The 19,892-nt window shown below is 61.9% G+C and carries 14 protein-coding genes; 6 read left to right on the top strand and 8 right to left on the bottom strand.

The features are described from left to right. The first annotated feature begins 1 nt into the window (after position 1). On the top strand, positions 2 to 598 hold the full coding sequence (locus tag MUN46_RS08485) for a FumA C-terminus/TtdB family hydratase beta subunit (protein ID WP_243376418.1): 597 nt from the start codon (positions 2 to 4) through the stop codon (positions 596 to 598). A 343-nt stretch (positions 599 to 941) separates the two neighbouring features. Here MUN46_RS08485 and MUN46_RS08490 read toward each other — a convergent pair whose 3' ends face one another. After that, complete coding sequence (locus tag MUN46_RS08490; protein ID WP_243376419.1) at positions 942 to 3,344, bottom strand: autotransporter outer membrane beta-barrel domain-containing protein; 2,403 nt, start codon at positions 3,342 to 3,344, stop codon at positions 942 to 944. Between the two features lie 429 nt (positions 3,345 to 3,773). On the opposite strand from MUN46_RS08490, the gene MUN46_RS08495 reads away from it, so the two are divergent. From MUN46_RS08495 to MUN46_RS08510, 4 genes are all read left to right on the top strand, one after another. Continuing rightward, entirely contained in the window at positions 3,774 to 4,148 is a 375-nt protein-coding gene (locus tag MUN46_RS08495) for a DUF488 domain-containing protein (RefSeq protein ID WP_243376420.1), read from the top strand. Between the two features lie 208 nt (positions 4,149 to 4,356). Continuing rightward, positions 4,357 to 5,349 (top strand): aldo/keto reductase, encoded by a 993-nt coding sequence (locus MUN46_RS08500; RefSeq protein WP_243376421.1) that lies wholly within the window; start codon positions 4,357 to 4,359, stop codon positions 5,347 to 5,349. A gap of 92 nt (positions 5,350 to 5,441) precedes the next feature. Next, the gene (locus MUN46_RS08505) at positions 5,442 to 5,960 is read left to right on the top strand and encodes a flavodoxin (protein WP_243376422.1); all 519 of its coding nucleotides are present in this window, start codon (positions 5,442 to 5,444) and stop codon (positions 5,958 to 5,960) included. A gap of 104 nt (positions 5,961 to 6,064) precedes the next feature. After that, the gene (locus MUN46_RS08510; protein WP_243376423.1) at positions 6,065 to 6,964 is read left to right on the top strand and encodes a LysR family transcriptional regulator; all 900 of its coding nucleotides are present in this window, start codon (positions 6,065 to 6,067) and stop codon (positions 6,962 to 6,964) included. A gap of 118 nt (positions 6,965 to 7,082) precedes the next feature. On the opposite strand, the gene MUN46_RS08515 is transcribed toward MUN46_RS08510, so the two are convergent. From MUN46_RS08515 to MUN46_RS08535, 5 genes are all read right to left on the bottom strand, one after another. Next, complete coding sequence (locus MUN46_RS08515; RefSeq protein WP_243376424.1) at positions 7,083 to 8,420, bottom strand: MmgE/PrpD family protein; 1,338 nt, start codon at positions 8,418 to 8,420, stop codon at positions 7,083 to 7,085. Positions 8,421 to 8,498: 78 nt separating this feature from the next. Beyond that, the gene (gene dcuC, locus MUN46_RS08520; protein WP_243376425.1) at positions 8,499 to 9,896 is read right to left on the bottom strand and encodes a C4-dicarboxylate transporter DcuC; all 1,398 of its coding nucleotides are present in this window, start codon (positions 9,894 to 9,896) and stop codon (positions 8,499 to 8,501) included. A gap of 131 nt (positions 9,897 to 10,027) precedes the next feature. Then, entirely contained in the window at positions 10,028 to 11,218 is a 1,191-nt protein-coding gene (locus tag MUN46_RS08525) for a mandelate racemase/muconate lactonizing enzyme family protein (protein WP_243376426.1), read from the bottom strand. Positions 11,219 to 11,547: 329 nt separating this feature from the next. Next, entirely contained in the window at positions 11,548 to 12,960 is a 1,413-nt protein-coding gene (locus MUN46_RS08530) for a DASS family sodium-coupled anion symporter (protein WP_243376427.1), read from the bottom strand. A 325-nt stretch (positions 12,961 to 13,285) separates the two neighbouring features. Next, the gene (locus MUN46_RS08535; protein WP_243376428.1) at positions 13,286 to 14,251 is read right to left on the bottom strand and encodes an AEC family transporter; all 966 of its coding nucleotides are present in this window, start codon (positions 14,249 to 14,251) and stop codon (positions 13,286 to 13,288) included. 547 nt (positions 14,252 to 14,798) lie between these two features. On the opposite strand from MUN46_RS08535, the gene fumC reads away from it, so the two are divergent. Continuing rightward, positions 14,799 to 16,214, top strand: a complete 1,416-nt coding sequence (gene fumC / locus MUN46_RS08540) for a class II fumarate hydratase (RefSeq protein WP_243376429.1) — start codon at positions 14,799 to 14,801, stop codon at positions 16,212 to 16,214. Between the two features lie 100 nt (positions 16,215 to 16,314). Here the strand turns inward: fumC and MUN46_RS08545 are convergent, their stop codons facing one another. Further along, positions 16,315 to 17,724 (bottom strand): ATP-binding protein, encoded by a 1,410-nt coding sequence (locus MUN46_RS08545; RefSeq protein WP_243376430.1) that lies wholly within the window; start codon positions 17,722 to 17,724, stop codon positions 16,315 to 16,317. Between the two features lie 783 nt (positions 17,725 to 18,507). Beyond that, positions 18,508 to 19,587 (bottom strand): IS110 family RNA-guided transposase, encoded by a 1,080-nt coding sequence (locus MUN46_RS08550; protein ID WP_285230593.1) that lies wholly within the window; start codon positions 19,585 to 19,587, stop codon positions 18,508 to 18,510. Between the last annotated feature and the right edge of the window lie 305 nt (positions 19,588 to 19,892).

The following is a 19,892-nucleotide window of genomic DNA, read 5'->3' on the forward strand; positions in this document are numbered from 1 at the left end:
GATGGCTACTTATGAACTGACGCTTCCGGTCGACGACGCCACAATCGAAAAGCTCCATGTCGGCGACATCATTTACCTCAACGGCCAGGTCTGCACGGCCCGCGACATCGCGCACCTGAAGCTGCGCGAGCTCGCCGAGCAGGGCAAGCCCTTCCCCGAGGACCTGCGCGGCGGCGCGATCTTCCACGCCGGCCCCGTCATGAAGAAGGACGCCCAGGGCAACTGGCACCTCTCCGTGATCGGACCCACGACCTCGATCCGCATGGAGCCCCACGCCGACTTCGTGGGCGCCCAGGGCGTGAAGATCCTGATCGGCAAGGGCGGCATGGGCCCCGGCACGCGCGCCGCGCTGCAGAAGTACAAGCAGGTCTACGTCCAGGCCTGCCCGGGGTGCGCCGTGGTGCTCGCCGCCGGCATCGTCGGCTCCAAGGCCCCGCACTGGTTCGAGCACGGCATGCCCGAGGCCATGTGGCCTCTGCAGGCGAAGCACTTCGGCCCGTTCCTGGTCACCATGGACTCCTACGGCAAGAGCCGCTACGACGAGATCCACGAGCACGAGGTGAAGGTCGAGGAAGAGATCCTCGCCACCCTTAAGTAAAGCCGCTTCATTCCCGAAGCCTAACAAAAGCTCCGGGAGGAGCACGGCGGAAAGCCGGCCCGAATTCCGATCGAATCCGGGCCGGTTTCTTTTTTTGCGCGCCGCAGGCAAGGGCCGGAGGCTTTCCGCTTCCGGGCCCGCGGGCCCCTGGCGCTGCGGCCCGGCCTTGAGCTGCGCCCGCCCGAGGCCCCTGCTTTTTTCCTTCCCCGGTTCCTTTGTCAGGAAACGCCCTCCATGCTTTGGCAAGCGCAGAAAAAGGGCCGGGGCTTCTTTTTTTCTGGAAGAAACCCAGGCCCTGAAGCTTTTAAGGCGGGAGACCCTGGGGCCTCAGCCCTTAGGCGGATCAGAAGGCGCAGCGCAGGCCCGCGTTCGCCTGCCACTTGGTCTTGATGTCGCCCGCCGAGCTCTTTTCGAGATCGGCGTAGAGGAAGACGTTCCGGCGCAGGGTGAAGTCCGCGCCGATGCCGTAGCTCACCCAGGTGTCGCCGCCGTCAGCCTCGCGGCGGTACACCGCGTCGCGGCCCGTGAGCACCACGCTGCGGTCGCCCGAGAACTCATGGTAGAGGTCGAACTTGAGGTAGACCTTCGAGGGCGCGAGCGACTCGGAGAACCGGAAGTCGCGGCCGAAGCGCACCCCGAGCCTTCCGATCACGCTGTCGGTGGAGTCCTGATGGACCCGGATGCCGTTGCTCAACCCGTAGCTCGCGCTGTCGAGATAGGTGTAGACCAGCTGAGCCTGGGGCTCGATCATCAGACTGTGGGGGAGCTCAAACCTCCTGCCGCCTTCAATCGCGAACGACCAGGCGTCGTTGCTGTAGGAGGCTTTGGCTTTCTGGCCGCCGCTCGTGATCGTGTAGTCGTCCTTGAGGTGCGTGTATTTTCCGATGACGTCGGCGTAGCAGCCCGCGTCGTTGCTCCAGGAGAGGTAGAGCGAAGCGCCCACGGAGTCGAGGTCGCCCGAGCCGTTCGTGAACTTCGGGTCGTTGTCGGTCGTGTGCACGGCCCCGCCCAGGATGAAGGTTCCCCTGCCGTTCTTCGGGCGGAAGGCGTAGTCCGCGCCCAGCTGGTAGAACTGGTAGTTGTCGCGGAAGCTGCCGTTCGCGTTCGAAGTCATGCGGCCGGCCTTGGCGCGCACCCAGACGCCCGCAGCGTCGGCGCCGTAGCGGCGGATCTCGCCCATGCGCTTGTTGAGCGTGTCGAGCTCCAGGAACGAGGTGGCCGCGGCGTAGTTGAGCGAGGCGTCGGCGATCACGACCTCAGCCGCGGGGGTCGGATCCTTCTGCAGCCCCACGATGTACCAGTTGGTGCCGTATTTGTTTTCGTCCGTGCTGTTGACGTTCTGGTCGACGACCGGGGTGTAGTCGTAGACGAAGCCGTCGGAGAGCTCCGTTTTCTCGGTGTAGGCGCTGAAGGCGACGCCTGCGGGCGTGTTGGCGAACCAGATCGGGCTCTCGCGGCTCACGCCGTCAAGCTTCAGCCGGTCCACCGGAAGGACCTTGAAGGAGCCGCTGCCGGACTTCACGTAAAGGAAGTCGTTGCGGCCTTCCACCGCCGTGTGGCTTGAATCCTTTCCCTCCCAGTCGCTGTCTGAGACCTCGTAGCCCGGCTCCTTGAGCGGTCCGCTCTTGTTGGCCGAGGTGAGGTCCATCATGAAGATGCCGCCTTCGCCCGTGAGGCTTGAGAGGGAGAGCTGCTGGGTGAGCCCGGATTTTCCGGTATGGCGGTTGAAGCCGTGCAGGTTGACGATGCCGCCGTCCTTGACCTCGAGGTTCTGCATCACTTCAATCGGCAGGTCAGGCACCCACTGGGCGCCGTTGGAAAGCGAAACCGTGAGATTGCTCTTGTCCGAAAGGTTCGTGCCGTGGCCGTGCCAGTAGGACTCGGCGTTGTCGAGCTTCACGTTCATCGTCCCCTTCTTCGTATCCAGGTTCCCGAGCAGCTGCACGGTGTGGCCGCCCGCCTGGTTCACGTTGATGGTGGCGCCGTTTTTGGCCGACAGGGCGTCGTTCTTGCTCATGCCGGGACCGTAGCCGCTTTCATAGGCCTCGGAGAGCCCCTCGCTCAGAATGGTGTTGACATAGACGTTGCCCAGAAGGTTCACGCGCACCTCGTCGCCGGTGGCATAAATCGCATTGTTCGCCACCGTGAGCGACTCGGGGTTTTGGACGCTCACCCTGGAGGTGATACTGACGTCCCCGAGGTTCACGACCGCCTTGTACATGGCATTGAGGGCCGTGGAATTCACCTGGACCGGGGAACCGCCGGAGGCGCGGTCGTCAACGCCCGTAATGTCGATGCTGGCGGTGTAGGAGCCCACGTTGTAGGTCGCGCCTTCCTTGGCAAAGAGGGCCTCCTGGATCTGATAGACGGAGTCCTTCGAGACGTGGATCCTGCCGGTCGAAGTGACATCGAGGCTCTTGATCGAATAGGTGTTCCCCTCGACTGCCTCGCACTGGTCCTTCTGGAAGTCCGCGACGTAGCCGTACAGGCCGGTGCCCCGGTAGTCCCAGTCGACCTTGAAGGAGAAGCTGCCGTTTTCGCTTCCCAGCTTGTAGCCGTGGATCTTCGGGCTGTAGATGTCATCGCCTTTGGCCACCGTACCTGCGTAGGAGAAGTCTCCCGCTGCCAAGGCCGGGCAGGAAGCGGCCGCAAGCGCTGCGGCCACGGCGGCGGCCAGCCCCGCAAAGGCTGCGCCATGGGCGCGGATAGTTCGGTGTTTCTGAAGACCTGGTCTTTTGCCTGTCATCTGCTCTCTCCTTTAAATAGTGTGATGAATCCGTTTGCTTTTTTTCTTTCCGCGAAACCCTGCAGAAAAAGGCCGCGGACTGGCTTTCCAGTTTAAAGCTTTTTTAAATTTTGTTAAACCGCCAATGCGGCATAAGATCCGCCGAAAAACTTATTTTTAAGTTTGAATGCGTGCAAATCTGGACGCTTTACCGCGTGTTGGCAGCATTTTGCGGCAGAAGAAATCCTTTTCCCCGGGCTTCCAAAGTCCAAGTTTCGCAGCAGAATCTTTACATTTCTAAAAGGCACTGCACTCGGAGCGCCCCCTGCAAAGCATCCGCAAGACCCCCGTTCCGCGCAACGCGCCGCCGGACCCCGGCGCTGCCTTTCGGACTATGATTCAGCAGCAGTTCCAAGGCACTTTCCCTTTTTTCTAAAGGAGCTTGCGGCGATGGCTTCGCATCAGATCCTTTTGCAGCGCATTTACGACTCCGAGCGGCTTCCGGGCTCCCGGGTCCTCGTCGACCGGCTCTGGCCGCGCGGCGTCAAAAAGGAAGCGGCCTCGCTTGACCTCTGGGCGAAGGACGCGACGCCCTCAAGCGCCCTGCGCGTCTGGTACCACAGCCACCCGGAGGAGTTCAGGGACTTCAGCGCCCGCTACCTCGAGGAGCTGCGCGCGAACCCGAAGGCCGCTGAGTTTGCAGAATGGTGCCGCGAGAAGCTCAAGACTGAGGACGTGATCCTTCTATTTGCGACCCGCAGGAAGGAAAACCACATCCAGGTGCTCAAGGCCTGGCTTGAGGAAAAGCTCTCGGGCGCGGCCTGACCGAAAGGGACTCGCCGCTTTTCCTTCCCCCTTTGTTCTGTCCGGCCGAAGAACCCGCCGGCCTCTCCCCGCGGCCTGTTCTCAGCCGTTCCCGCGCGCACTATTCAATAGAAAATTTAAATTAAATCTAGCTATTTTCAATTGGATTATTTTCAATCCGGCGCATACCATCTCCTTCTCCCGCAAAACCAGACAAGGAATGAATTGAATGCAGTACGTTAAATTCGGCAGCACCGGCATGGACGTCTCCCGCATCTGCCTTGGCATGATGAGCTTTGGCGCTCCGGGCGAAGAGCACGGGGTCTTCCCCTGGGCGAAGAGCTACGACGAGGGCCGCGAGATCTTCAAAAAGGCGGTCGACCTCGGCATCAACTACTTCGACACGGCCAACGTCTACCAGATGGGCACAAGCGAGGAGGTGACCGGGCGCTTCATCCGCGACTTCGGGCTGAACCGCGACGAAATCGTCGTCGCCACCAAGGTGAACTTCGAAATGCGCCCGGGCCGCCCCAACGGGGGCGGCCTCTCGAGGAAGAACATCTTGGCCGAGATCGACCACAGCCTCGAGCGGCTCGGGCTCGACTACGTGGACCTCTACCAGATCCACCGCCTCGACCCCGGCACTCCGATGGAGGAGATCATGGAGGCGCTTCACGACGTGGTGAAAAGCGGCAAGGCCCGCTACATCGGCGCCTCCACGATCTTCGCCTGGCAGCTCGAGCGCATGCAGGGCATCGCCGAAGCGCACGGCTGGACGAAATTCGTGTCGATACAGCCCCAGTACAACCTCATCTACCGCGAGGAGGAGCGCGAGATCCTGCCGCTCGCCGCGGACCGGAAGATGGCGGTCGTGCCCTGGAGCCCGCTCGCGGGCGGACGCTGCGCCCGCCCCTGGGGGACGGTGACGCGCCGCAGCGCGGTGGACAAAGTCTCCCCGATGGTCTGGGGCGCGACAGAGGCCGAGGACAAAAAGGTCGTCGACAACCTCGAGGCCGTGGCGAAGGCGCACGGGCGCTCGATGGCGGTGGAGGCGCTCGCGTGGATGCTGAGCAAGCCCGCGGTCACCGCGCCGATCGTGGGCGCGACCTCCGTGCGGCACGTCGAAGAAGCGGTCGAGGCGCTCGACGTCCGGCTCTCCGAGGACGAGGTGAAGGCGCTTGAAGCCCCCTACGTCCCCCACGTGAAGACCGGGCAGTACTGACGACTCCGGGCGGCGGCATAGCCGTCCCGGGTCTTTCTTCTCAAGACTTCCGGGGCCGCCCTTCTCTCCGGGCGGCCCCTTTAAATCAAGCCATGTCAAAGACTCTTGTCATTTATTACTCGCGCTCCGGCGAAAACTACTCCCGGGGCCGCATCGTGCGTCTCGCCCGCGGCAACACGGAAAGGGCCGCGGACATGATCCGGGAGGCGGCCGGCGCCGACCTTTTCCGGGTCGAGGCCGTCGAAGACTACCCCGAAGACTACCGGGCCTGCACCGAGCAGGCGAAGGACGAGCTCGAGCGGGGCGCCCGCCCGGCGCTCAAGCGCAGCCTGTCCGACCTCTCCGGCTGGGACCGCATCGTGGTCGCGGGCCCGTGCTGGTGGGGGACGTTCCCGATGGCGCTCTTCACGCAGCTTGAGGCGCTCGACTTCACCGGGAAAAAGGTCTTCGTCCTCGTGACGCATGAGGGCTCGGGGTTCGGCCGCGCCGAGCGGGACGCGAAGCGCGCCTGCCGCGGGGCCGCCTTTGGAGAGGGGCTTGCGGTCTGCGGGCCCGATGTCGACCAAAGCCGCGCCCTGATCGAAGCCTGGGCCCGGCGCTGCCTCGCCTGAGGGAAGAGGGAGAATCCAAAGGACGGCGGGCTTTCCCAGCGCGGTTTTGCGCCGCGACGCCCGCGCTACCATAGAAGCTCTCTGGCAGCCTTCCGGGAGTCCCCATGACGATCAACATTTCCGTGCGGCAGATGGAGTTCGTCCTCGAACTCGCCCGCGTCAAGAACTTCAACCGGGCGGCAAAGGAGCTTTTCGTCTCTCAGCCCACCCTCACCTACCAGATCCGGCAGATCGAGGAGGCGGCGGGCTTTCCGATCTTCCTGCGGACCCCGAAAGGCGTCGCCCTCACCCCGGCGGGCGAGCAGTTCGCGGCAACGCTGCAGGCCGTCACCGGGGAGCTCTCGCGCTCGATCGAGCAGTGCCGCAACTTCGCCTCGCGCTACAGCGCGGACATCCGCGTGATGATGCCGATCCGCTCGGCCCTTTTCTTCCTCCCGGAGGCGATCCGGGAGTTCTGCGCCGCAAACCCCGGCATTTCCGTCACCCCGGGCTTCAACTGGGACCGGGGCCTCGACATCTTCCTGCGCGGCGGCAGCGACGTCCTCTTCGCGCTCGAGGACGACGTGAAGGCGATCCCGGAGCTCGCCCTCACCCCTCTTTTCAAAAGCCGCATCTACCTCGTCTGCCCGAAGGGCTCGGCGCTTGCCCGGAAGAAAACCGCCCGCGCGGAAGACCTCGCGGGGCAGACCCTCATGGTGGGCGGTCCCTCGCCCGCGCCGCTGCGGGCCGTGCAGGAGCGCGTGACGAAGGCCTCGGGCTGCAGCTACTTCACGAGCCAGAGCCACGACATGTCGCTCACCTACGTCGCCTCGGGCACCGGGGTCGTGCTCTCCCCGGGCTTTCTGAACGACCACTCGGGAATGTTCGCCTGGGTGCCGTTTGAGTGCGGGGAGACGATCTCCTGCGTACTCTGCACGCACCGCGGCGACCGCCGCCCGATGGTCTCGCGCTTCCTCCGGACGCTCCTCTCCCTCTACGAGCGGCATCCGGACTTCCCGGTCTGAAAAACAAAGGGGGCACAAAAAATCCCCCGGAGGAAAAAAGAGCGCCGGAAACGCTGCTTTTTTCTGCCGGGTGGAAAAGCCCCCCTCAAGACCTTCGCGGCCCTGAGGAGCGGCGGGATCAGACGAGCCGCATGTACTTCAGCAGCACGCCGACGTCAGGCTGGTTCTCGATGCCGCGGACAAAGGAGATCACCTCCTCGCACCCCTTCTCGCCCAGCATCGCGGCGGCGTTTTTGAACTTCGCGACGATCACGGAGGGATCGGCCTGGTCGTTCGAGTTCCAGACCTTGTGGGAGACGGTGCTTCCGTCCTTGAAGGTGATCGTCACCTCGGCCACGCGCCTCGGGAAGAGCTTCGTCGCCTCCGGGTCCTCGGTCACCTCGACGCGGCGCGCGAGATCGAGGATCTCCGGGTCGCGCCGGACGCTCTCGGCGAACTGCGGCAGGCCCACCGTCCCGTACTTGAGCGAGATGGCGAAGCAGTAGGGAATCGAGAACTTCGCGACGTCCTCGGACTCGGTCTTCATCGCACCGGCGACGTCGACCGAGACCTTGTAGGTCTTCACCGAGATCTTTTCGATCTGGCTGCGGTCGATCGGATGCTCCTTCATGATCGCGTAGAGGCAGTCAAGCGGCGAGTTCGTGTGGCCGCAGGAGGCGTAGACCTTGAAGAAGGCCGTGTCGGAGACGAGGTTCTCCTCGGAGGGGTTCTTCAGGTTCTCGATGTGGGGGTCCGTGCAGGTCGCGGCCACAAAGCCCTTCTTGCCCAGCAGCGCGCTGTGCGAGCCCGTGAGGCCGCGCAGCGCGAGCATCGCCGCGTCAACGCCCGACTGGCAGGCCTCGGCGATGTTCACCGCCTTCGCGTGCGTGCCGAAGGACTCGACGAGTCCCCCCGCCATCGTGCAGGCGATGCCGATCGCGTTGTTCGCCTGCTCGGGGGTGAGCCCGAGGAGGTTCGCCGCGGTGGCGGCCGCGGCGATCGTGCCGCAGGTGCCCGTCGTGTGCCAGGTGCGGTAGTGGGTGGGGTTCACCGTGCGGCCGAGCCTCGCGAACATGTCGTAGCCCACGATCACGGAGCGCAGGAACTCGCGCCCGGTTTTTCCGTTCGCCTCGGCCAGGGCGAGCGCCACGGGCAGCGTGATGGAGCCCGGGTGGCCGATCGCCGTGCGGTGCCCGTCGTCGAGCTCGCAGACGTGGCCTGCGATGCCGTTCAGAAAAGCCGCGGAGCGCACCGGCAGCTTCTCGACGATCGAGAGCGCCGTCGCCTCGGGCCGGCCCCCGGCCTGCCTCAGGTAGGCCCCGGCGATTTTCATCTGCGGATAATGGGCTCCGGCCAGCGCGCAGCCGAACCAGTCGAGAACGCGCAGCTTCGCGTCATCCACGAACTTCTTCGGGATTTTCTCAAAATCGCAGCCGGCCGTGAATTCGGCCAGTCCCTTTTGAATCGGTTCTTCCATATCGCACCACCTGCAAAATTTGAAAAGAGGTTAAAAAAAGGGACCCTCGGGGAGGGTCCCTTGCGTCTTGTCAGACCATTAGAACATCAGGATGAAGGTGACAAGCAGGCAGACCACCGTCGTGAGAATCAGCGGCACGGCGTTGCGCTTCACGATGCGGAACGGCGAGACGTTGGCCATGCCGGCCACGGCCACAATGGCTCCGGTCACCGGGGACATCGTGCGCCCGAGGCCGGTCATCGTCTGCAGCGGCAGCAGGAAAGTCGCGGTGTGGATGCCCCACTGGGTCGCGATATCCGGAATGAGCGGAGCAAAGGAGAAGAACGGCGCATTGCCCGAGCCCATCAGGAAGGAGATCACCAGAATCACAAGGCACATCGCGAGGACCATCGGGATCGCGCCAAGGCCCACGGCCTGAGCGCCGTCGATCAGGGTCTTCACGGCGCCGATCGCGATCAGGCCCTTGCCGAACACCTGGCCGGCGATAATGAGCGAGACCACCACGGAGAGCGCTCCGCCCATGCCCTTGAAGAAGTCCTTGAGGCCGTTCATGACCTCGATCGTCTTGCGGGTGCGGATCAGGTCAAAGAGCATGGCGACCATGACCGAGAGCACGATGGCAGTCGGCACGCCCACCTTGATCTTGATGCCGTAGCGGCCGAGCACGACCGGGTTGAACAGGAGCAGGATGAACAGCGGCAGAACCGGCAGCAGAGCGTAGATCTTCGGGATCCTCGCCTCGTCGGCGGCCTTCTTCTCATCGATTTCAAGAGAGGCCATCTCATCGGCCGTGAGCGGCTCGACGCCTTCCTTCTTATCCCAGTAGCGCTGGGCGAAGTACATCGACACGAGCATCGTGATCAGCATGAAGGGATAGATCACCATCTGCCAGTTGATGAAGTAGTCGGCCCACTCGATGTTGGCGGTCTTCGCCGTGAGCAGGCAGTTCGCGGAGCCCGGCCCTAGGTCGAAGAAGCGGCTCGCGGCGATCGTGCACACGGCGGTCATCTTCGGCACGCCGGCGCGGATCATCACCGGGTAGAGGGTCACCATCATCATGAGCGCGAGGCCGGCGGCCGAGGGGATGGCCATGCCGACGATCTGGGTCACGATGAGGCCGAAGCCCGCGAGGACATAGGGCGACTTCACGTACTTCAAGGGGCCGCCCACCACGTCGTAGAGGGCGCGGCCGGCGTGGACGCGGTCCATGTACTTCGCGAAGCCCGCCATGCACATGATGGACAGGCCGAGCTTGGAGAGCGTCGAGGACATGACGTTCTCGACCACGAGGAAGATGTCGAAGAAGGCCGAGCCGGTGCTCTTCTTAAGCCCCAGCCCCGGACCCATCCCGAAGGCGACGGCGATGGCGAGCATGATGACGCCGGCCACGAGCAGGACGGCGGCCGCGTAGGCCTTCTTCCCGATCAGATAGCCCGCGATCACGGTCAGCACGATCGCGATGATAAGACCAATCATATTGACTCCCTTAAATGTCTATGGGCCGGCTCGGAGGCCCCGCGCCTTTCAGCCGGGGCGCTCCGGCCGGCTTCTTATCGTAAGGGGCGGGCGTCCGGTTGAAAAGCCCCTCCCCTTACGAGCCCTGCCGCTTACTTCACGGTTTCCTTCGGAGACTCGGCAATGCACTCGTCGGTGAGCTCCTGGCCGATGCCGGGCAGCTCCGGGATCTTGTAGCGGCCGTTCACCGGCAGGTAGTCGTACTTGCAGGTGCGGCGGTTGCCGTCGAGCAGCGCGTAGCGGTGCAGCTCGTGGATGGCGAAGTTCGGGATCGCGCACTCGAGCTGGAGCGATGCCGCGGTCATGATGGGGCCGCCGCAGACGTGGATCTGGCAGGTCGTGTCGTAGATGTGGCCCATGTCGCAGATCTTCTTCGCTTCGGAGAAGCCGCCGCAGGTGCCGAGGTCCGGCTGGATCAGGTCGATGATGTGGTTCTCGAAGAACGGACGATAGCCCCAGCGGGTGAACACGCGCTCGCCGGCGGCGATCGGGATGTTCACGTTGTCGTGAACCTGCTTGAGCTGCATCGGGTTGAGGCTCATCACCGGCTCTTCGTAGGCGGAGATGCGGAACTCCTCGATCATGTGGCCGAACTCGATGGCCGAGGTCGTGTCGGTGAGGGCGTGGGCCTCGACGATGATGTCGATCTGGTCGCCAACGGCCTCGCGGATCGCCTTGAGGCGGTTGTAGCCCACCATCAGGTCGCGCTGGGCGAAGCACCCGTAGAGGTTGCGGCGCTTGGCGTAGCCCTCGGTGTCGATCTCGTTCACGTCGACCTTGATGCAGTCGTAGCCCTGCTCGAGCGCCTTCTCGGCGGCCTTCGCGTACTGCTCGGGGGTGATGAGGATGTCCTTCTTCTCAGCGTTGCCCCAGCCGAACTGCAGCTGGGAGGCGTAGGTGCGCAGCTCGTCGCGGCACTTGCCGCCCAGCAGCTGGTAGCAGGGAACGCCGAGCGCCTTGCCCTTGATGTCCCAGAGGGCCACGTCGATCGCGGACATGCCGGCGGAGACCACCGTGCCGCCGCCCTGGCCCCAGAAGGTCTTCTTCTGGAGCTTGTCCCAGATGAACTCGGTCCTCATCGGGTCGAGGCCGATCAGAAGGCGAGCGAAATCCTTGGCCATCCCGAAGCCGGCGGAAGCGCCCACACCGTAGGCGAGGCCCACTTCGCCAAAACCTGAAATCCCCTCGTCGGTGTTGATGCGGACCACTACCGGGCGCCACTTGGAGACGGCGGACTGCAGCGGATTCTTGACATCAATGATGTCGACACTCGTAATCTTCATGCTTTTCCCCTGAAATGAGTTCAGATAGTTAAAAAGCCGACGGCCCTGACTTCACAGGACCTGCTCTGCCTGGGCGGACGCACGGGGCGCGGGGCTTTCAGGCCCCGGGCCCGCCGGGCGGCCGCCCGACCCTGCTCTTTATGCGGAGCAATTAGGCAGGGGGAATCATAAGGTACTTCCAAAGTATTAATCAATACGCAAAAGAGGGCGTTTACCGCAACTATCTTTTGCGTCTGGCGCAAAAGGGGCGGGACCACCGCACGCGCCTCCTGCAGCCGGCCCCGCTTCCCTTAAAAGGCGGGGTCCGCCCGGAGGCGGCCCCGCGCTTGTCAGTACAGGCCGATCAGCTTCCACCAGGCCATGCCGATCGTGAACCACACCACGGTGTTGATCGTGCAGATGATGAAGCCGTTTCGCCACCACTCGCCCTGGCTCACGTAGCCCGCGCCGAAGTAGACCGGCGCGGCGCCGTTGCCGTAGTGGGTGAGCGAGATCGGGAGGTTCGCGAAAATGCCGAAGGCGACCGCCGTCATAAGGGGCGGCGCCCCGCAGGCGACCGCCACCGCGACGAAGGCCGCGTACATGGCCGAGATGCGGGCCGTGACGGAGGCGAAGCAGTAGTGGGAGTAGATATAGATGAGGGAGATCACCACAAAGGAGGCGATCCAGCCCATGTGCGCCGAGGAGACGCCGCCCGCGATGAGCGCGGCCGCCCACTTGATGAAGCCCGACTTCGCGAGCGCCGTGGCAAGCGACATGAGCCCGCCCATCCAGAACATGGCGTCCCAGGCGCCCTTTTCAGAGAGGACGTCCTTCCAGGAGAGCACCTTCGCGATGAGCATGATGGAGACCGCGAGCATCGCGATCGGGGTGGCCCCGAGGTGGGTGAGGCTGCCCGTCGCCCAGAGCACGAGGCACATCACGAACACAAAGGCCAGCACCTTCTCGTCGGTGCTCATCGGGCCCATCCGGGAGAGCTCCTGGGCGGCGAGCTTCGGGGCGTCGGGAATCTCCTTCAGTTCGGGGGGCGCAATCTTAAGGAGCACGATCGGCACGAGAAACAGGCACACGAGCCCCGGCACAATGGCCGCGAGCGCCCACTCGGTCCAGGTGAGCTCGACCCCCGCGGCGCTCGCCGCGAGCCCGACGCAGAGCGGGTTGCCCGCCATCGAGGTAAGGAACATCATGCAGGTGACGGCATCGGCGTGGAAGCCCACCTGCATCAGGTAGCGGCCGATCTTGCCGGCGCTCGCGCCCGGCTCTGAGCCGAAGGCGCTGCTCAGGGACTGCACGATCGGGTAGAAGACGCCGCCGCCGCGCGCGGTGGCTGAAGGCATCGCGGGCGAAATGACGAGCTCAGCAAGACAGATCGAATAGCCGAGCGAGGCCGCGCTCCTGCCGATCGCCTTGATGATGAGAAAGGCGATGCGGCGGCCGAGCCCTGTCTTGATGAACCCCCGCGAGAGGAAGAACGCGCACACGATCAGCCAGATCGTGCCGCTGCCAAAGCCCATCAGGGCGTCCTTGGTCTTGAGGATGCCGAAGAGGGCGCAGAGCGTGAGCGAGAGAAAGGCGACCGCGCCCATGGGGATCGGCTGCAGGATGAAGCCTGCAATGGTCGCGACGAATATGGCAAACAGATGCCAGGCTGCGGGCGTGAGCCCCTGCGGGACGGGCAGGAGCCAGATGATCGCACCCAGCGCCAGCACAACGGCCCATTTCTTTAGAACGGATTTGTCCATGGCTGCCTCTTTAGTTTTGCTTGTGGTTCAACCATCGGCCGGATTTGAAGGCTGCGGGAAGCGCCCGGGCGGCGCCTGCTGCCATGTCCGGCCGCGCCAGGGCCTCGCGGTAAAGGGGCTGCGAGGGGACAGCCCGGCTGGCGGGCCCTGCCGCATTTTTAATTATAAAAAACCGGCAGTTGAATGCTCCCCGGGACTAGGCGGAACCCCCCAGGAGCTTTGAGGCGTCTCAGAAAACCGGGGGCGGCTTTACAAAAAAGGGAAGGCCCGGGCAGGGCTCTTCCCCTTTTTTCCTGAAAAACGGGCCCGGCTGCGGGCCCTTCCCTTACCTGATGAAACTCACCGCCATCATGATGAGTGGCAGCGTGAAGACGAGCGCCGAAACCGAAGTGCCGACCGAGGCGGAGGCGAACTCCGCCGGCCCGTCGTGGAGCTTTGCGAGGACGCCCGTCATGGGGCTTACCGGCATGGCGGAGGCAATCACCATCATCTGGCGCGCGAGCGTGTCCATGTCGAAGGCCTGCGTGAGGAAAAACATGATGACAGGCTTGATCACGTTGATCCCGAGCAGGATGAGCCAGACCTCGCGCGGCAGGTGCGCGAAGCGCTTGAAGCCGATCTGGTAGATCGTGATGCCGATGAACACGAGAGCGAGCGGCGAGGAGATCTGGCCGATCATCTTCGTGGCGGCCGCGATCGGGCGCGGGACCGTGAGCCCGATCAGCACGACCGCGGCGCCCAGCAGGAAGCCGATGAGGGGCTTCGTGAAAATCATCTTCAGGCTTTTGACCGAGAAGAGCTTCGGGCGCGCCCCGCCGCGCTTCGTGACGCCGTCGAGCTGGATGCCGTAAAGGCCGATCGTCCAGATGAAGATCACGTTCGGGATGAAATAGACCAGGAGATAGGGAATGCCTTTCTCGCCGATCATCGCCAGTGTCACCGGAATGCCGACGAAAAGGAGCGACGCGCCCGAGAACTGCGCGATGAAGGTGCCCTGCCACTCTTTGCGCACGAGTCCCAGGCGGCAGAGGAGGACGGAGACCGCGATGAAGACGGCGAAGGCGAGGAAGGGCACCCCGGTGATCCCCAGCAGGTCGAGCAGCTCGCTGTGGGTGAAGCGCGAGGTGATGGTGGAAAAGAGGTAGAACGGGATGGTGATGCCGACGATTTTGGAGACGAGCTTCTTGCCCGACTCGTCGTACCAGCCCTGGGAGGCCGAATAGTAGCCGATCCCCGCCACGCAGCCCAGAATGAAGACGGCCGTCACCGCCTGAAGAAACGCTTCCAGCATAGATCCCTCTTACCGGCTTTTTCCTTTTCCCGCGGAGGGCGGGAAGGAATCCGTTTTATTTTTTTCGGGCTGCCCCGCGCCGCCTTCTGCCTTTCGGCTGATTCCGCGCGGCCCGGGCACCCTCCTTTGAGCCGAAAAATTATACTGCCCGGGCCCCTCCCTTCTCTCCGGGGCCCCGGATCTGCGCCCTTCCTCCCCCGCGCAGATACCTCTTAAGAGAAATAGAACTTCTGCGCATGCCGGGGTCTCCGCCCGGGCTGCGGGCTGCGCCTCGGGGGCCCTCCGGAGGCCGGCCCGCGCCCGGCCCCGCAGGCCCCGCCACAGCCTCCCGGCGGGATGTCCGGCCGCCTTCCGGGCCCGGTCTTTACTTTCTGATCTTAAGCAAGCCCCGGATAAAAAAATTTCTTTTTTGGCGCAAATCGGCCATAATACGCCGTATCCCAAACGGCTAGTCCGCTTCCGCATAAAGGATTAGGCAGCGTCGGGGCTTTTCGTTTTTCTTGCGACTACCTCCTGATAGGTAAAGCTCTTTCAATAGGAGAAAGACATGGAATTTCGCATTGAGCATGACTCCCTGGGTGAAGTGAAGGTCGACAATTCGAAATACTGGGCCGCGCAGACCCAGCGTTCGTATGAAAACTTCAAGATCGGCACGGAAAAGATGCCGCCGGAAATCACCCGGGCGTTCATGTATCTCAAGCGCTCCTGCGCCATTGTGAACAATGAGCTCGGCAACCTCGACGAGCGCCGCAAGAATGCGATCGTCCAGGCCTGCGACGAAGTCCTCGCCGGCAAGCTCGCCGACAACTTCCCGCTCGCCATCTGGCAGACCGGCTCGGGCACGCAGTCCAACATGAACATGAACGAGGTGATCGCCAACCGCGCCACCGAGATCCTGGGCGGGAACTTCCGCAACAAGGCCGCCGAAAGCAAGGACAAGCTCGTGCACCCGAACGACCACGTGAACCGCGGCCAGTCCTCGAACGACACCTTCCCGACCGCCCTGCACATCATGGCCGTCTACGAGGTCGAAAAGCTCCTCGTGCCGGCGATCGACCGCCTGCGCGCCTCCCTGCAGTCCCGTGTTGACGCCTTCAAGGACATCATCAAGTGCGGCCGCACCCACCTGCAGGACGCCACCCCGCTCACGCTGGGTCAGGAGTTCTCGGGCTATGTCTCCATGCTCGACCACAGCAAGGAGCAGATCCTGAAGGCCCTCGATTCCTGCCGCGAGCTGCCGATCGGCGGCACCGCGGTCGGCACGGGCCTGAACGCCCCGGCGGGCTTTGACAAGCTCGTGGCCGCTGAAATCTCCAAGGCGACCGGCCTCAAGTTCGTCTCCAACCCGAACAAGTTCCACGGCCTCACCTCCCACGACGCGGTGGTCTTCCTCGAGGGCGCCCTCAAGGGCCTCGCCGCCGACCTGATGAAGATCGCGAACGACATCCGCTGGCTCGCCTCCGGCCCGCGCTGCGGCCTGGGCGAACTGAACATTCCGGCCAACGAGCCGGGCTCCTCCATCATGCCGGGCAAGGTGAACCCGACGCAGTGCGAGGCGGTCACGATGGTGGCCGTGCAGGTGATGGGCAACGACGCCGCGATCGGCTTCGCCGCGAGCCAGGGCAACTTCGAGCTGAACGTCTTCAAGCCCGTGATCGCCTACAACCTGCTGCAGAGCATCCGCCTGCTCGCCGACGTCCAGGTCTCCTTCGCCACGCACTGCGTGAACGGCATCACCGCCAACAAGGAGAAGATCGACTACTTCCTTAAGCGCTCCCTGATGCTGGTCACCGCCCTCTCGCCCGTGATCGGCTACGAGAACGCCGCGAAGGTCGCCCACTACGCCCACGTGCACAACCTGTCGCTGCGCGAGGCGGCCCTCGAGCTCAAGGTCTGCACGCCTGAAGTGTTCGACGCGACCGTGGTGCCGGCCAACATGACCCACCCGCTCGAGAAGAAGTAATCTCTTCCTGACGCAGCGTCATTAGCAGAGGCGCCGGGGCGGAAGCTCCGGTGCCTTTTCTTTGCCCGCACGCCGCGCGAGCGGCCCAAGGGCCCCTCTTTCAGCGAAGCAGCTCCGCCATCCCAACGAGGTGAACGGACGGGTCCTTCGCTGCCGCCTCCTGCAGCGCGTCCTCAAATCCCGCGCGGGAGAAGATCCAGTAGTCGAACCGGGCGTCCTCCTCTACCGGCAGCTGGCTGCATTTGGCCTGGAGGGTACGCAGAACCTTCACGCCGGTTTTCTGGCTGCGGTATTTGCATTCTCCAGCGAGGCACTGGCGTCGTTCGTGGTCGGCGCCGACGATATCGATCTCTGTGCCGCCCTTCCACCACCGCCCCAGGGCGGCAGGCCTGAACGGGAGTCTCCCCTCCAGACGCTTCCGGTTCAGGTACTGGCGGCAGACTTCCTCAAACGTATCTGAAGCAAATTCAGCAAAAAAAGGCTCAACCGAAGCGTCCCATTCCGCAAGAGCCTCCTGTCTAGTCATGATGAGGGCGGGAGGGGTAGATAAAAATCGGAACCAGAATTTAAGGTAGGGATCGGAAATTCGGTAGATTCCCCGTGACGTATTGCCTAAATCACCATGTCCGGAAAAAACAGGAAATTCCTTCACGACAAAATCCATGTCCTCCAGGACAGACAGGTATTTGGTGAGGATACGCGGATCTACGAGGCTTTTCTGCGAGATCTCGCCTCGAGTTGTCGCACCAAACGCAATGGACCGCAGGATAGCGTTGTACGTCCCTGGATCCCGAAATTCCTGCCTGAGAACAGACTGCGCCTCATCATTGAGGAAGCCGTTGGAACGAAGAAGGTTCACTGCGAGGTTTTCCGTCATTGACTTGCGGGGATCCACGGCCTGCCAGAAATAAGGAATCCCGCCCAATGCAGCGTAACCCCTGAAGATGTCCTCAGCCGTATAAGCGGGGACGAACTCGGCCACTGTCTGAAAGGGCAGCGGACGAACTTTCATAAGTGTTCTGGCTCTTCCGTAAAGTGGATTTTTCTCGCCCAAAACTTCTTTAGCTATAAAAGAAACGGCGCTGCCGCAGAGAATAAGCAGGATATTTTCATGCGAAAGAACCTCATCCCACAGTACCTGCAGTTCCGACAGGATGCTCGGGCGCTCTTTGGCAATATACTGAAACTCATCAATGACAAGCACCTTGCGGTCTTTCTCAGGGCGGGTCGCGGCGGCCTTAAGCGCCGCAGCCCAGTTAAGAAAGACCAGCTGAGGATTTCCGCAGAAAATGCCGACAGCTCGGGAAAACTGCTCCAGCTGGTAGGAATCTTTCCAGGATTTGGCCGTATAAAAGAATACTGGCTTTCCTTCGCAAAATTTCTGGATAAGTGCGGTCTTGCCAATCCGCCGCCGGCCATAAATGATGGCCATTTCCGCCGACCTGCTCTCATAGGCATCCTGAAGGGATTCAAGTTCACCGGTTCGACCGAAAAAGGCAGGATCACTCATAGCAATTTCCTTGAAAATCTATCGAATACCTTTTAAAGCCAGTGATTTGTGAATAATCAATTTAGCTTTTCAGATTATAAGACTGTAAGATCGTAATATGTAAGATCATAATATGCCATATTATAATATGGCATATCATAATATGCAAGATCGTAATATGGCAGATTATGATCTTCTGATTTGGAAAACTAGTGCAGCACTAGAAAAAATCAGAAAAAGACTCTGTCCCGCTTTAAAAGAAAGTAACGAATCGAGGAACTCGGATCCATAAACCGGAGATTCCGAAGTGAAACCGTTCCTGATGCAATACGTGGTCAGCCCAAACTGTTGAGGCGTAGTTTCCCTAACGGGGCATGCGCAAGCATGCCCCAACTTTAAAAATCTCAATTAAAAAGCTCAAATCGAAGAATCAGCATCGAGCCGCCGCACCAGTGCGCGCATGATCAACACTTGCGCGCACCCATTATTGCGGCGGCGAGCGTCGAATTTCATCTGCCGCCACAACCTGATTCCCATAACCATTCCTGCCGATGCACTTGTAGCGCCAGCTCTTCGTGTGATGAGGAGGCTTCACAGCAATACGTCCGCGGTCGTCATGAGAAAGGTTTTCTCTTCCTCGCCGCCTAGTGATATTCGGGTGCGGCGGGAGCGCACTATAAAAAACGCAGTTTCATAGACTTGAACTATTGCATTTTCCTGCGTTTTCCCGCCGCCTTGAGCCGGATCGTCACTACAACATTGGCCTTCGTGGTCCTGAGAAAATATTCTTAGCTGCTCTCCGACTTAAGCCGCAGCCCTCGATCTGCCGGCTTTGATAGGCTGAGGCCTGTATTCCATGCCTTTCTCACAGAGTATTCTCCAGGCGATGCGGGCGAGCTTTGGCGCGATGGCGCAGACCTTGACGCCGTATTTCTTTCCGGACGCCTTGATCTTCCGGACCCATTCGCCAAGAGTTCCCTCGAGCCTGTCAGCCATGATCATCAAAGCCGCGGCCCCCTGAACTAACATGGATCTGGGGTGTTTCGGCCCTCTCTTCGTAATGTGGCCCAGGGTGTCCCTGTCTCCGGTCGAGTTCTGGCGGGGCACAAGGCCGAGAGACGCCGCAAACTGCCGACTGTCGCGGAAGCGGGAGGCTTCCCCGCAGTGCGTGAGGAGAGCGCCGGCGCATTTGGGGCCAATGCCCGGAATTGTCATCAGACGCTTCGAGTCCTCGTTTGCACGCACGAGTTCGTCATACTTTTGTCCGGCCTTTTTCTCCCATTCAGAGGCCTCGAGCCAGGAGTCCCGCAGCATCAGGAGGGCTTCCTCGGCCAAAGGCGTCAGATCTTTCGTATGCGTCTCTATGAACTCCGGAAGGTGTTCGGCTATGAACCGGCTGGTTTGAGGACTGCTTAAACCATATTCGAGCAGCAGGGCGTGAATTCTGTTTCCGAATTCTATGCGGGTCTTCATGTAGCCCTGATAGATGCGCTGCAGGGACTGGAGATCCTGCTGCGCCAGGGTTTTCGGGACCACATAGCTGAAGCTTGGAATGTACCAGGCCCAGGCGATGTAGGCGGCGTCAAGCATGTTGTTCTTCTGATGCCCGCATCGTATGCGCTTCACATCCCCGGGGTTCAGGAGGCGTCCGTCGTGCCCCAGCGCTTTCACCTTGCGGACGAAGCAGTGGCTTCCGCCGCAGGCCTCCATCAGAACGGAGGCCCGGGGCATGTTCGCAAGCTTTTCCAGCAGCTTTTCCTTCGAAATGCGGGGCAGCTTCAGGGCTATCTTCCGATCTTTGTCAAACCCAACAACATCACAGTGGGTTTTGGCAAGGTCGATGCCGATGACAACAGCGGGATTGTTTGAGAGGGTAGAATTCATGGCGGAGCGCTCCTTGGTTTTGGATACCTCAGTTATAACCCCGGGCGGGGTTGTGTTCTGAGAAGCAAGGGCGCTCTTTTTGTTTTCAGCTACAGTTTTCATGATGGATGGTCACCGCGAGTAAGGCCCCGCTGTAGGGGCTGACCATCTCATTAAAAACGCCTGGCCCTCAGGAGAGGAGCTTGACCGCGGGATTGAAGCTGCAGAGCTTTCTCCCACGCTGGAAGCCCTCGCCGCAAACGGATATTCCGCACACTCCTCACTGGCTGATCGAAGCCCGGCTTCGAGCATATTTTGGAGAGGGC

The sequence above is a fragment of the Mesosutterella faecium genome, from assembly GCF_022809315.2.
GTDB lineage: Bacteria > Pseudomonadota > Gammaproteobacteria > Burkholderiales > Burkholderiaceae_F > Mesosutterella > Mesosutterella faecium.